13 protein-coding genes are annotated in these 13,894 nt (G+C 68.0%); 7 read left to right on the top strand and 6 right to left on the bottom strand.

Translation table 11 applies throughout. From position 1 onward, the window contains the following. Window positions 1-14: 14 nt before the first annotated feature. The 5 genes from HWX36_RS09525 (at window position 15) to dctA (ending at window position 5,948) form a co-directional block, all read left to right on the top strand. A complete protein-coding gene (locus tag HWX36_RS09525) occupies window positions 15-1,415 on the top strand; it encodes an aspartate aminotransferase family protein (RefSeq protein WP_175951866.1) in 1,401 nt (466 codons plus the stop codon). An 85-nt stretch (window positions 1,416-1,500) separates the two neighbouring features. Beyond that, window positions 1,501-1,992, top strand: a complete 492-nt coding sequence (locus tag HWX36_RS09520; protein ID WP_077217568.1) for a winged helix-turn-helix transcriptional regulator — start codon at window positions 1,501-1,503, stop codon at window positions 1,990-1,992. Window positions 1,993-2,102: 110 nt separating this feature from the next. After that, the gene (locus HWX36_RS09515) at window positions 2,103-3,575 is read left to right on the top strand and encodes an NAD-dependent succinate-semialdehyde dehydrogenase (protein WP_175951865.1); all 1,473 of its coding nucleotides are present in this window, start codon (window positions 2,103-2,105) and stop codon (window positions 3,573-3,575) included. A gap of 86 nt (window positions 3,576-3,661) precedes the next feature. After that, on the top strand, window positions 3,662-4,585 hold the full coding sequence (locus HWX36_RS09510) for a LysR family transcriptional regulator (protein ID WP_175951864.1): 924 nt from the start codon (window positions 3,662-3,664) through the stop codon (window positions 4,583-4,585). Window positions 4,586-4,619: 34 nt separating this feature from the next. Continuing rightward, on the top strand, window positions 4,620-5,948 hold the full coding sequence (gene dctA, locus HWX36_RS09505; RefSeq protein WP_175951863.1) for a C4-dicarboxylate transporter DctA: 1,329 nt from the start codon (window positions 4,620-4,622) through the stop codon (window positions 5,946-5,948). Between the two features lie 24 nt (window positions 5,949-5,972). On the opposite strand, the gene HWX36_RS09500 is transcribed toward dctA, so the two are convergent. The 5 genes from HWX36_RS09500 to HWX36_RS09480 form a co-directional block, all read right to left on the bottom strand. Further along, complete coding sequence (locus HWX36_RS09500; RefSeq protein ID WP_175951862.1) at window positions 5,973-6,755, bottom strand: substrate-binding domain-containing protein; 783 nt, start codon at window positions 6,753-6,755, stop codon at window positions 5,973-5,975. Window positions 6,756-6,820: 65 nt separating this feature from the next. After that, window positions 6,821-8,116, bottom strand: coding sequence for an MFS transporter (locus HWX36_RS09495; protein ID WP_175951861.1), 1,296 nt, complete (start codon window positions 8,114-8,116; stop codon window positions 6,821-6,823). Between the two features lie 233 nt (window positions 8,117-8,349). Next, entirely contained in the window at window positions 8,350-8,715 is a 366-nt protein-coding gene (locus HWX36_RS09490; RefSeq protein ID WP_175951860.1) for a DUF1493 family protein, read from the bottom strand. A 3-nt stretch (window positions 8,716-8,718) separates the two neighbouring features. Further along, a complete protein-coding gene (locus tag HWX36_RS09485) occupies window positions 8,719-9,150 on the bottom strand; it encodes an STM2901 family protein (RefSeq protein ID WP_175951859.1) in 432 nt (143 codons plus the stop codon). A 61-nt stretch (window positions 9,151-9,211) separates the two neighbouring features. Then, window positions 9,212-9,412: a hypothetical protein gene (locus HWX36_RS09480; protein WP_244136347.1), complete on the bottom strand. Its 201-nt coding sequence runs from the start codon at window positions 9,410-9,412 to the stop codon at window positions 9,212-9,214. 122 nt (window positions 9,413-9,534) lie between these two features. Here HWX36_RS09480 and HWX36_RS09475 point away from each other — a divergent pair, with 122 nt between their 5' ends. Then, window positions 9,535-11,055 carry a GGDEF domain-containing protein gene (locus HWX36_RS09475; RefSeq protein WP_175951858.1) on the top strand — a complete coding sequence of 507 codons (1,521 nt, stop codon included), beginning with the start codon at window positions 9,535-9,537 and terminating at the stop codon, window positions 11,053-11,055. A gap of 330 nt (window positions 11,056-11,385) precedes the next feature. Beyond that, complete coding sequence (locus HWX36_RS09470) at window positions 11,386-13,344, top strand: phosphatase PAP2 family protein (protein ID WP_175951857.1); 1,959 nt, start codon at window positions 11,386-11,388, stop codon at window positions 13,342-13,344. 203 nt (window positions 13,345-13,547) lie between these two features. Here the strand turns inward: HWX36_RS09470 and HWX36_RS09465 are convergent, their stop codons facing one another. Further along, window positions 13,548-13,850 carry a hypothetical protein gene (locus tag HWX36_RS09465; protein WP_347879208.1) on the bottom strand — a complete coding sequence of 101 codons (303 nt, stop codon included), beginning with the start codon at window positions 13,848-13,850 and terminating at the stop codon, window positions 13,548-13,550. Window positions 13,851-13,894: the final 44 nt, after the last annotated feature.

The following is a 13,894-nucleotide window of genomic DNA, read 5'->3' as shown; positions in this document are numbered from 1 at the left end:
AGTCCCGCCTTCCCATGAACCACGCCACGCTGATCGAAGCCGATCGTCAACACCTGATCCACCCCGTCGTCAACTATCGCGCGCACGAGGCGCGCGGCGTCACCGTGCTCGAATCCGCCGAGGGCGTGTTCCTGCGCGACGCCGACGGCCATACGCTGCTCGACGCGTTCTCGGGCCTGTGGTGCGTGAACGTCGGCTACGGCCGCGCCAGCATCGTGAAGGCCGCCGCCGAGCAGATGGCGAAGCTGCCCTACGCGACCGGCTATTTCCATTTCGGGTCGCAGCCGGCGATCGAGCTCGCCGAACGGCTCGCGGCGCTTGCGCCGCCGTCGCTGAACCGTGTGTACTTCACGCTCGGCGGTTCGGATGCGATCGACTCCGCGGTGCGCTTCATCACGCACTATTTCAACTCGACCGGCCGGCCGTCGAAAAAGCAGATGATCGCGCTCGAACGCGGCTATCACGGTTCGTCGACGATCGGCGCCGGCCTCACCGCGCTGCCCGCGTTCCATCGCCATTTCGACCTGCCGCGCGCCGACCAGCACCATATCCCGTCGCCCTACCCGTACCGCCATCCGCTCGGCGACGATCCGCAGGCGCTGATCGCCGCGTCGGTCGCCGCGCTCGAAGCGAAGGTGGCCGAACTGGGCGCGGACAACGTTGCGGCATTCTTCTGCGAGCCCGTGCAGGGCTCCGGCGGCGTGATCGTGCCGCCGGCCGGCTGGCTGAAGGCGATGCGCGACGCGTGCCGGCGCCTCGGCATCCTGTTCGTCGCCGACGAGGTGATCACCGGCTTCGGCCGGACCGGCCCGCTGTTCGCGTGCGAAACCGAGCGCGTCAAACCCGACCTGATGACCGTCGCGAAAGGCTTGACCGCCGGCTATGCGCCGATGGGCGCGGTGCTGATGTCCGACGAAATCTACGAGGGGATCGCGGGCAGCCGCGCCGAATCGGCCGTGGTCGGCCACGGCTACACGTATTCCGCGCATCCGGTCAGCGCGGCGATCGGCCTCGAAGTGCTGAAGCTCTATCACGAAGGCGGGCTGCTCGCGAACGGCCAGGCGATGGCGCCCCGCTTTGCCGCCGGCCTCGACGCGCTGCGTGCGCATCCGCTCGTCGGCGACGCGCGCTCGGTCGGCCTGCTCGGCGCGCTCGAGCTGGTGACCGACAAGGCGCGCAAGACGCGCTTCGACCCGGTACTGAACGTGCCGGACAGGATTGCCGCCGCCGCGTATGCAAACGGCGTGGTGTTCCGTGCGTTCGGCGACGGCGTGCTCGGTTTCGCACCGGCGCTGAGCTTCACCGCGGGCGAGTTCGACCTGCTGTTCGAGCGCGTGCGCAAGACGCTCGACGACGTGCTGGCCGAACCCGGCGTGCAGCGCGCGCTCGACGCCGCGCACGCGCAGCCGGCGTGAGCGCGACAAGGGTAAGCGGGGCTTGTGACGGCCCCGGTTCGACTCTAAAGTAACCGGACATTCCATTTTTGCCCTCTCACGGACCATGACGGACAGCAAGCTGGATCGCATCGACCTGCGCATCCTCTCCCAGTTGCAAAAGCGCGGCCGCATGACCAACGTCGAACTGGCCGACGCGGTCGGGCTGTCGCCCAGTCCCTGCCTGATCCGCGTCAAGCGGCTCGAGAAGGCCGGCTACATCGGCGGTTACGGCGCGCACATCCAGCTCGAGAAACTCGGCGACGTGCAGGTCGTATTTACCGAGGTCACGCTGGCCGACCACCGGCGCGAGGACTTCGACCGTTTCGTCGCGGCGATCCGCAATGTCGACGAGATCGTCGAGTGCCATCTCGCAAGCGGCGGCTACGACTATCTGCTGAAGTTCATCACGCGCAGCGTCAGCCATTACCAGACGATCATCGAGGGCCTGCTCGAGCAGAACATCGGCATCGAGAAGTATTTCAGTTACGTGATCATCAAGTCGCCGTTCGTCAAACGGCACTACCCGCTCGAATCGCTGTTCGGCGAACGGCATTGACGGACCGCGCGCGGCATCCACGAACGCGGCAGCCATGCCGTCCGCGTGGAGTCGTCGCGCGCCCGCGCCGCCGCGCACCGCCGCCGAACCGCTTCATCCAAGGACTTGTCATGCCACTCACGCTGTCCCGCTCCGAACTCCTGCGCACCGCCAACCTGATCGACGGCGCCTGGCGCGATGCGCTCGACGGCCGCCGCTTCGCCGTCACCGATCCGGCAACGCTCGACACCGCCGCTGAAGCACCCGACAGCGGCGCGGCCGACGCCCGCGCGGCGACCGACGCGGCCGCGCGCGCGCTGCCCGCCTGGCGCACGACGCCCGCTCGCGAACGGGCGGCGATCCTGCGCGCATGGCACGCGGCGATCGTCGCGCATACCGAGGATCTCGCGAAGCTGATGTCTCGCGAACAGGGCAAGCCGCTCGCCGAAGCGCGCGGCGAAGTCGCCTACGGCGCGTCGTACGTGCTGTGGTTCGCCGAGGAAGCGACGCGCACGTACGGCGACCTGATTCCGCAGCAGCAGCGCGGCAAGCGCCTCGCCGCGGTCAAGGAGCCGATCGGCATCGTCGCCGCGATCACGCCGTGGAATTTCCCGCTCGCGATGATCGCGCGCAAGATCGCGCCCGCACTCGCGGCCGGCTGCACGGTGGTCGCGAAGCCGGCGGAGGACACGCCGCTGACCGCGCTCGCGCTCGCGTTCCTCGCGCAGGAAGCGGGCGTGCCGGCCGGCGTGCTGAACATGATTTCCGCGTCGCGCGAGCGCGGCATCGATGCCGTGGCCGACTGGCTCGCCGACGGCCGCGTGCGCAAGATCACGTTCACCGGATCGACGCCCGTCGGCAAGCTGCTCGCGCGCGAATCGGCCGCGACGCTGAAGAAGCTGTCGCTGGAGCTCGGCGGCAACGCGCCGTTCATCGTGTTCGACGACGCCGAGCTCGATGCGGCGATCGACGGGCTGATGGCGGCCAAGTTCCGCAACGGCGGCCAGACGTGCGTGTCGCCGAATCGCGTGTACGTGCAGGCCGGCGTCTACGACGCGTTCGCCGCGAAGCTCGCGGCGCGCGTCGCCGCGTTGAAGGTCGCGCCGGCGACCGACCCGGCCGCGCAGATCGGCCCGATGATCAACGCGCGCGCGGTCGACAAGATCGCGCGCCACGTCGGCGACGCCATCGAGCGCGGCGCGCGCGTCCTCACCGGCGGCAAGCGTCTGCCCGAACTCGGCCCGAACTTCTACGCACCGACGGTGCTCGCCGACGCCACCGCCGCGATGCAACTGAACTGCGAGGAAACCTTCGGCCCGATCGCCGCGCTGTTTCGCTTCGATACCGAGGACGAAGCCGTCGCCGCCGCGAACGACACGCCGTTCGGGCTCGCCGCGTATTTCTACACGCAGGACGTGCGACGCATCGCGCGCGTGTCGGCACGGCTCGAAACGGGCATCGTCGGGATCAACGAAGGCGCGCTCGCGAGCGAGGCCGCGCCGTTCGGCGGCGTGAAGGAATCGGGCTATGGCCGCGAAGGTTCGCGCTACGGCCTCGACGACTACCTGTCGATCAAGTACCTGTGCCAGGGCGGGCTCGACTGACAGTGCACGGATGCGTGCAACGCCGGCCAGGCAGGATCGCGGGAATCGTGGACAATACTGCGCATCTGAGATGCGGAGGCTTGCCCGTGGGAATCAACTTCGATTTGAACGACTTGCAGGCGTTTCGCGCGGTCGTGGAAACGGGTAGTTTCCGCAAGGCCGCGGAGACGGTGAGCATTTCCCAGCCGGCGCTGAGTCGCCGGATCGACAAGCTCGAGGAGGCGCTCGGCGTGCGTCTCTTCGAGCGCACCACGCGTCGCGTCACGCTCACCACGGTCGGCCGCGTGTTCGCCCAGAGTGCCGAACAACTGCTCGACGATCTCGACGCCGCGCTGCTCGGCATTCGCGACGTGTCGTCGAGCCGCCTGGGCCATGTGACCATCGCGTGCGTGCCCTCGGTGGCCTACTACTTTCTGCCCGCGATCATCGCGCGCTATCATCAGCGCTTTCCGCGCATCCGGGTCAAGCTGCTGGACGCGGGCGCGAACGAGGTGCTGGGTGCCGTCATCAGCGGCGAGGCCGATTTCGGCGTGAGCTTCATCGGCAGCCAGGAAGCCGAGATCGAGTTCAAGGTGTTGCTCCAGGAGCGCTTCGTCGCCGCGTGCCGCCGCGACCATCCGCTCGCGCGCAAGAAGCGCGTGACCTGGAACGAACTGTACGAGCACGATTACGTGGCGGTGGACAAGACGTCCGGTAACCGTCTGCTGCTCGACCAGGCGCTGGCCGCCGTGGCGCCGCGCGGGCCGAGCGTGTGCGAAGCACGCCACGTGACGACCCTGCTCGGATTGATCGAGGCGGGGCTCGGCGTCGCCGCGGTGCCCTCGATGGCGATGCCCGGGCACGACCACCCCGTTCTCACGAGCGTGCCGCTCGTCGAGCCGGTCGTCAAACGGCGCGTGGGCATCGTCAAGCGGCGCGGACGTCCGCTCACGCCGGCCGCCGAAGCGTTTCATCGGATGATCGTCGACGCGAAGCGCGGCGGGTTCGCGAGCCGCGGTGCATCGGCATGACAACGACAGGAAAGACCCGAAGGAAGATCGTCCCGTGAGGTTGGCCAGGCTGCTCAAATCGCTCTATGTGCAGGTGCTGCTTGCGATGCTGCTCGGCGTGAGCGTCGGTCACGCATGGCCGGACGCGGGCGCCATGCTCAAGCCCCTCAGCGATGCGTTCGTCGGCCTGGTGCGGATGACCATCGCGCCGATCGTCTTCTGCACGATCGTCTCGGGCATCACGTCACTTGCGGACGGGAAGGCAATCGGCCGCACGATCGTTCGGGCCATGGCGCTCTTCTATTCGCTGACCGCCGTCGCGCTCGCGATCGGGCTCGTCACCGCGTTCGTGCTGCGGCCGGGCGCCGGCCTGCACATCGACGTGCACCATCTCGATTCGAGCATCCTCGCGCAGTACGCGAAGGACGCGCAGCCACGCGGGCTCGTGGCGTTCGGGTTGAGCGTGATTCCCGATACGATGCTCGGCGCGTTCGAGAAGGGCGAGGTGTTGCCGGTACTGCTGCTGTCGCTGCTGTTCGGTTTCTCGCTGAACGCGCACCGGACGGCCGGCCGGCCCGTTCTTGCGCTGATCGACGGGGTCGCCCAGGTCGTCTTTCGCGTGCTCGCGATGATCATGCGGCTCGCGCCGCTCGGCGCATTCGGTGCGATGGCGTTCACGGTGGGCCGCTTCGGTATCGGCTCGGTCGGCTCGCTGGCGAAGCTGATGCTGTCCTTCTACGCGGCATGCGCGCTGTTCGTCGCGCTGGTGCTCGCACCGCTCGCGCGCCTGCACGGCTTCGCGCTGTGGCGGCTGTTGCGCTACCTGCGCGAAGAGCTGCTCATCGTCCTCGCGACGTCCTCGTCGGAGCCCGTTCTGCCGCGCCTGATCGTCAAGCTGACGTCGCTCGGTTGCGACCGGGGCGTCGTCGGGCTCGTGCTGCCGGCGGGCTATTCGTTCAACCTGGACGGCACCGCGATCTACCTGACGCTCGCCGCGTTGTTTATCGCGCAGGCGTGCGACGTGCCGCTTTCCGCGTCGCAGATCGCGATGATGCTCGCCGTCATGCTGCTCACGTCCAAGGGCGCGGCCGGTGTTTCCGGCAGCGGACTGGTGGCGCTGGTCGCCACGCTCGCCGTCATGCCCGACCTGCCCGTTGCCGGGGTCGCCCTGCTGGTCGGCATCGATCGCTTCATGTCCGAGGCGCGCGCGCTGACGAGCGTGATCAGCAATGCCTGCGCGGTCATCTTCGTGTCGATGTGGGAACGCGCGTGCGATCGCACGCTGCTTGCGCAGCGGCTCGCCGTGGCCGGTTCAGCCTTCCCGAACGGGGCCGATCAAGGCCGCGTCGCGGCCGATGCCGACGGTAACGGGAAGGCCGCCTGACGCACGCCTTCCCGTCGGCCGGATTCAGTGAGCGGAAACGGAATCGAGCCCGGTCGACTTCACGTCCGCCTGCACCTCGGGCGACGCAAGATAGTCGAGCAGCGCCTTCGCTTCCTTCGGGTGCTGCGCGCCGACGGGGATGCCGGCGGCGAAGCGCGTGACCGACTGCAACGATTCGGGAATCTTGCCGACGAAGGTCGCGCCCTTGACCGGCAGCAACTCGCTCACCTGCTGGAAGCCGATTTCGTAGTCGCCGTTCGCCACGACCGACGCCACCGGGATCCGCGGAATCATCTTCGCCTTCGACTTCACCTGATCCTCGATGCCGAGCTTCCTGAACAGCTCGCGTTCGATATACACGCCGCTCGCGCTGTCCGAATAGGCGATCGACCTGGCGTGCAGCAGCGCCTGCTTCAGGCCTTCGGGGGAGCTGATGTCGGGCTTTGCCGCACCGTCGCGCACGACCATGCCGATGCGCGAATCGGCCAGCTCGACCCGGGATCCGGGGATGACCTTGCCCTGCTTGATCAGGTCATCGAGTGCGTAGCCGACCATGATCACCGCGTCGGCGGGCTCGCCGCGCGCGAGCCGGTTCGGAATCGCTTCGGGCGACTTGCCCATCGACGGACCGAGCGCGGTATCGAGCGTATTGCCCGTCGTCGACTCGAACCGGGGGCCGAGCAGCGTGTAGGCGGCGGTGAAGCCGCCCGAGCTCATCACGTGCAGTTCGGCGGCCTGCACGTTGGCCGCCGCCGCGCTAGCGGCGACGAGCGCGGTCGCGCAACATTTCAGGAACAGGTTTTTCATGGTCATGGTCGTAGGGATTCGCGTGGGTTCGTGGGGTTTTCCGAGCCTGCCGGATGGGCCGGCCATCAATGCGCCGGCGTCAGCGTCGCGGCGCGGGGGCGATAGAGCGCGAACGTCGCAAGCAGCGCGCACACCGCGGCGAAGCTCATCCAGTATCCCGGCGCGGCCTTGTCGCCCGTCATGTGAATGAGCGCGGTCGAGATGGCCGGCGTGAAGCCGCCGAACACGGCCGTCGCGAGGCTGTAGGCGAGCGAGAAGCCCGCGACGCGCACCTGCACCGGCATCACTTCCGTGAGCGCGACGACCATCGCGCCGTTGTAGATCCCGTACATGAACGAGAGCCAGAGGAGCACGAGCAGCATGTTGACGAACGACGGCGCGTGCGCGAGCAACGACAGCGCCGGGTAGGCGGTCACGATGGTGAGCACCGTCATGCCGACCAGAAGCGGCCGGCGGCCGATCCGGTCGGACAGCGCACCGCCGATCGGCAGCCACACGAAGTTCGACACGCCGACGCACAGCGTCACGAGCAGGCTGTCGGCGGTGCTCAGATGCAGCACCGTCTTGCCGAAGGTCGGCGCGTAGACCGTGATCAGATAGAAGCTCGTGGTGGTCATCGCGACCAGCATCATGCCGGCCACCACGACGCCCCAATTCCGAACCAGCGTACCGAACACTTCCTTCATGCCCGGACGATGCGTGCGCGCCTTGAACGCCTGGGTTTCCTCCAGGTTGCGGCGCAGCATGAAGATGAACGGCACGATCATGCAGCCGACGAAGAACGGCGCGCGCCATCCCCATGCGGCGATGGCCGACGCGCTCAGCCATTGATTCAGTGCAAAGCCCAGGCCCGCCGCGACGACGATCGCGACCTGCTGGCTGGCGGACTGCCAGCTCGTGAAGAAGCCCTTGCGGCCGGGCGTCGCCAGCTCGGCGAGATATACCGATACCCCGCCCAGTTCCGCGCCGGCGGAGAAGCCCTGCAGCAGCCGGCCGAGCAGCACGAGCGCGGGCGCCAGCAGGCCGATCGTCGCGTAGCCCGGCACGAACGCGATCAGGATGGTGCCGCTCGCCATGATGGACAGCGTGACGATCAGGCCCTTTCGGCGGCCGACGTCGTCGATGTACGCGCCCAGCACGATGGCACCCAGCGGCCGCATCAGGAAGCCGGCGCCGAACACGGCGAAGGTCATCATCAGCGATGCGAACTCGCTTTGCGCGGGAAAGAAGACGTTGGCGATCTGCGTGGCGTAGAAGCCGAACAGGAAGAAGTCGAACTGCTCGAGAAAATTCCCGGCTGTGACGCGGAAGACCGCAGCGGCCTTCGAACGTTCGGTCGGAAGGCTGGACGAGGGGTGCATCGGGGTGTCTCCTGAAAATCCAGAAATACGCGGGGGGCGGACGATTGTCGTTTTCCGCCATGTTCCCCTGGCGTCAGGCAAACGATAAGTGCAATTTTTGGAAGGATTGATGTTGAGTGGTTATCAATCGGCGCGCGGGCGGCGCACGTGGCGGGACAGGGTTCCGGACGACAGCCCATGAAAAAGGGCCGGTCAGTACATCGACCGGCCCTGCCATCTACGATCACTGACGATCACTGCCCCGCAGCCGCCTCGATCGCGTCCGTGTCCCACTTCCCGCGTCGCGTTGCCTCGGCCAGCATCCCCAAGGTCAGCGGCCGTCGCTCCGGGTGCCGAAGGCGCTTCACGAGCAGCCCGATGAGTGACGACAGCAGTGCCTGGCCTTCGGGGCCAAAATAGCGCCGGTACGGGAATCCTCGGGCGTCGACGCCGAATGTCGCTGCCCACCGGTCGATGAACTCCACCCCGTCGAGGCCCGTGATGCCGAGATCCTGCTCAAGCCGGGATTCCGGTTGCAGGTTCAGCTTGCCGCCGAACGCCGGCCGGCCGAATTCCTCGCGTGTGAAGGCTTCCAGGCGTTCCCAGGTATCGTCTTTCATGGCTCAGCGCACCCGGGCCTCGGGCTGCGCGATTCGGTCGTCGGTCGACACGGTGTCGCGCGTGATCGGGCAAGCGTCGCGAGCCGGGCATACCTCGCCCGCGACGGGGATCGCCCGACCGGCCCATGCGCCGAGGCGGCGAGCGAAGGCGATCCGGATACCGGACAACCCGACACCCGCGATCATCGGCAGGCGAAACGGCAACGTTCGAGGGAACAACTTCCGACCTGCAAGGGAGGCGACGGACGTGCCCGGCGTAGCGCCGGCGAACTTGCCAGGGAACGGGACGTCAGCCTGACCGGGAAGCATCGCCGGCGCAGCGGCGAGATCATCCAGGCCGAATTGCTTGCGTGTCTCGTCGAACGCTACCGGGGCAAAGACGTCGACGGGCCGCAAATCCGGCCAGGTGCCGTAGGTGTACCTGTTGTCACCCATTCATTTTTCTCCTGATCCAGCAAGGGCGCTGCTCTCCCAGCGGGTGCCCCCTGCGAAGGCGCTACTTTACCGCATCGCCTGGAACGGCCCGGCCGGGCGCGAGCGGCACGTTCGAGCGCGCGGGCTTGTCCGGCAGGCCGAGCGTCAATACCTCGACGCCGCCCAGCCTGCCGACCCGCTTCAGCGCCGGCAGCGGGTCGCCCTCGCCGTTCGCGATCGTGCCCGCGAGCGCCCGGGTTTGCCGGCCTTTGCCGGCCCCCATTCGTCGATCGCCGGCGCGCGGCCGGCCGCCATGCCGGCCTTGATTTTCTGTTAACCGTGCCGTTAACGGGGATTTGAACCGGGCCGGCGTCATTGCAGCCGGCTTCCCTTACGAGCGCGAGCATGCCCGCATTCACCTCGATCGAGAAAATTGCCGACTGGGCCGGACGTCACCCGCTTGTCGTCGGGGCGGCGGGCACGCTGATGTCGCTTGCCGCACTCGGGATCAGCATGGCGACACTGTGGGCCGGGCGAAACGAAGCCATCGAGCATGCGCATGAAACTTCGCGCAACGTGGCAGCCGTTCTGGTGAGCCAGATCGCACGCACCGTCGAAACGTCGAACAACGCGCTGCTCGCACTGGCCTCCGATCTCGGCAATCCCGCGGTGCGGCGCATGGATGCCCGGCTGCGACACGATCTGCTGTTCGAGCGCACCGCGGCCCAATATGTCACCGGCATGGGCGTGACCGACCAGCGCGGCCAGTTGATCGACGGATGCTGCGGCACGATCCACCGTTGGGATTTCAGCGATCGCGACTACTTCAAGGTCCATCGCGATGCGGACAACGTCGGCCTCTACGTGTCCGAGGTCTATCGCGCGCGCTCGCGCGCCGGCAAGGAATCCATCGCGCTGTCGCGGCGCATCGACCGGCCCGATCACACGTTCAACGGGATCGCGGTGGTCGCCGTCGACATCGCCTATTTCGATCAGCTCCTGTCCAGCCTCGATGTCGGGCCGCACGGGGTCAGCGCGATCCTGCGCGCGGACGGCACGATCCTGTCGAGAAATCCGTCGTTGAGCGACAACCAGATGAACAACCTGCGTCGCTCGAAATCATTCGAGCGGATGGTGAACAGCGAATCGGGCTTCTATCCCGCGCGCTCGAGCATCGACGGCACCGTGCGGCTGTATACCTACCAGCGGGTGCCGGGCACGCCGCTGATCGCCGTCGTCGCGCCGGCGGAGCGCGACGTGCTGGCGGGCATTACGCGCCTGTCGTGGACGGCCGGCGTACTGGCGACCGTGATCAGCGCGCTGTTTTGCGCGGTGGTATGGCTGCTTGCGTTTGCGCTGCAGGGCAACCTGCGCAAACAGACGCTGCTCACGGATCTCACGCGGACCGATCCGCTGACCGGCCTGTGCAACCGCCGCGCGCTCGATATCGCGCTGGCCGACGAATGGGAACGGCTGCAGCGGGGCAGCAACGGCAGCCTGTCGATCCTGTTCATCGACGCCGACCACTTCAAGCAGTACAACGACCGGTATGGGCATGCGGAAGGCGATACGGCGCTGCGCTTTCTCGCCGACTGCATCCGCACGCACACGCGTCGGCGCGGCGATCTCGCCGCCCGGTACGGTGGCGAGGAGTTCGTCGCGGTATTGCCGGATACGGACGAAAACGGCGCCGCGCGGGTGGCGGAGGCAATTCGCCGCGAAGTCGAACGCAACCGGCTCGACGGGTTTGCGCAACCTGTTCCAGCCTTCACCGTCAGCATCGGCTGCGCGACCGGCCATCGCGCGCGCCCCGCGTCCGTGCATGCGCTGTCGCGCCAGGCCGACATGGCACTGTATCGCGCGAAGCGCGAAGGCAGGAACCGCGTGAGTTGCGCGGAGCCGGAGCCGCGCGCGCACTCGGCGTGACGGCCGCGGGTCGTGATCACGATCGACGGCTGCCGGTTCGCACGAAGCCACCCGTGGCTGCCCGGTTCATGACGTGCGCGTTCCTGCTCGCCTCCACGCGTCCGCCGCTTCAAATTCGTCCGATGAACAGGGACGCTGGCGCGGAGTCGTCCGCCGCGACATATTCGCGACTGCCGCATCGATCCAGGCGTCCATCATGTTCAGCACCGGAAATTAACCAGATAGTGGGAATTCGCGCGCGCCGAAGCCGGCGCGAAACAAATCCTTAACGGCCACGTAACGATCCATCACCACAATTCGCCATCTTCGATCATCGGGATGGAGTCTTGCATGTTTGCATCGCGAAGCCGTTTCCCGCTGCACGTCGCAGCGTTGTCGAGTGCGATCGTCCTGGCCGCCTGCGGCGGCGGCGACGAGGTCGCGTCGACCGGCACGACGGCCGCAGCCGTTCCGGCGCCGCCCGCCGACCCCGGCTTCGTCGACAGCGCTCCCGTGCCGAGCGTGCCCGCGTTCGTCGACAACATCGCGACCAACCAGCGCGGCGACGCGCGCTATGCGACGCTGTCGACCAACGCCGCGGTGCGCGTGGTGAGCCGCTTTCTCGATCTCTGGCAGCCGTCGACGATGCTGGTCGACGCGGGCGTGAGCGCGCCGGCGAACGGCGCGTTTCCGGCCATCTCGCCGTCCACCTGTTCCGGGCTGCCCGGCAACGGCGTACCGTGCGGCACGATCCTGAACGACACCGTGCTGTCGGCCAACGTGCAGTACGTGATCGACGCGACGACCGCCCGCACGCCGCAGCAGGCCGATGCCGCGTACTACGACGACCGGCGCGGCAAGGGGTTCAGCGTGACCGACGGCATGGGCCCGCTCACGGCGGCGTGGCGCACCGCGGCCCGGCAGACGACCAGCATCACCAGCATTCCGGCGGACGCGACGTCGGTGCTCTACAACGACTCGGGCAACAACGTCGGCGTGGGCGGCAGCGCGAACGCGAGCTTCGGAAAAGTCGTCGACCTGCTCAACGAAATGGGCAACAACGCGTCGACCGAACCCGCCAAGCGCTTCTACAAATATGCGCGCCCGTACCGCTGGAGCACGAGCGTGGCGGTCGCGCCGACGCTCGTTCCGGCGGAAAGCACGACGCCCGCGACCGACGGCGGCTTCATCAGCGGCCACGAGGCGGAAGCGATGCGCGATGCGACGACGATGGCGTGGCTCGTGCCGGAACGCTTCCAGGAAATGGTCAGCCGCGGCCTCGAACTCGGCGAGAACCGGATCCTCGCCGGCATGCACTCGCCGCTCGACGTGATCGGCGGCCGCATGCTCGCGCTGGCCGTCAGCGCGGCGAACCTGACCGCGTACGCCGGCGACGCGCAGGCCGCCTGCACGCAAGCCCACCAGACGCTGCAGCAACTGACGGGGACGACCGCCGCGACGTTCTCCGCATTCGCGCACACCGGCACGGCGGCAACCGACCGGTTCGCCGACTACGCGACGAACAAGGCCGCATTCCTGCGCCGCCTGACGTTCGGTTTCGGCGCGATCGAATCGACGGACGCGCCGCCGGTCGTACCGAAGGGCGCCGAGATCCTGCTGCAGACGCGCTTCCCGTACCTGAACGCCGACCAGCGGCGCGTCGTGCTGAAGACCACCGAGTTGCCGTCCGGCTATCCGGTCATGGACGATGCGGAGGGCTGGGGGCGCCTGAACCTGTTCGCGGCAGCCGACGGCTACGGCGCGTTCAACGGCAACGTGATCGTGTCGATGGATGCGTCGCAGGGCGGGCTCAACGCGGCCGACCTGTGGCGCAACGACGTCGCGGGCGCCGGCAAGCTGACGCTGCAAGGCAGCGGGACGCTGACGCTGGCGGGCAACAACCGCTACACGGGCGGCACGCAGGTCGGCGGCGGCATGCTTGCGGCCGCGTCGACGACGGCGTTCGGAACGGGCGACGTGTACGTCGGCCCGGGCGGCAGCGTGAGGATCGCGGCCGGCGCGCCGGTGACGATCGCGACCCGCTACACGCAACTCGACGGCGCGACGCTCGAACTCGACATCGACGGCAACGGCGGCGGACGCCTGCGCGTGGGCGGCCCGCTCACCGTCGCGGGCGGCACGCTGCACGTGAAGTTCGTGAATGGCTACGCGCCGAAGGCCGGCGACACCATCGCGCTGATCGACGGCGCGGCGGCTGCCGCGAAGTTCTCGACAGTGACGGTCGACGGGTTCAAGGCAACGCCCGTTTATACCGCGACGGGCGTGTCGATCACGCTGTCGGCGGCGTAGGCGGCATCGGTCGTCGATCTGGGCGGCTTCGGCAGCGACTTCAGGACCGGGCCCGGCCGCTCGCGCGGCGGCGCAAGAAACCGTGCCGTTGGCCCGGGATGCGCGGGATTCGCCGCCCGATCGGTCATGCGAGCCGATTCGCGCAGTTGAATGCACGGTCGGCGCCGTGCACCGCTCGGCTCGCGCGTCGCAAGCATCGTCTTTCAGCGCGCCCTGGCAGGTACGGCATCGTGCGTGGACACCCCTTCCCGCTCGATCCGCTCGACGGCGCGCGCGAGCCGAATGATGTCGCTCAGCGCGAAATCGGCCGCATCGGGCCGGCAACGGCCGCACTCGTCTGCGATACGCATCGCGAATGCGAGCGCTTCGGAACGCTCGCGCAGCAGCGCCCGCAGCGCATCCGCGATGACCCGCCGGTCGCGCGGATCGCCGAGGCGCAGCACGGGGCCGGCATGCGGTTCCCCGTGCGTTGCCTGCGCTGACGTGGCAACGTCCGGCAAGCACATCGTGTTTCTTTCCATGGTCGTCCTCTCGTCGCCTCGCGCCCGGC

This window comes from Burkholderia sp. BCC0405 (assembly GCF_902833075.1).
GTDB lineage: Bacteria > Pseudomonadota > Gammaproteobacteria > Burkholderiales > Burkholderiaceae > Burkholderia.
This window is presented reverse-complemented; position numbering and strand designations above follow the sequence as displayed.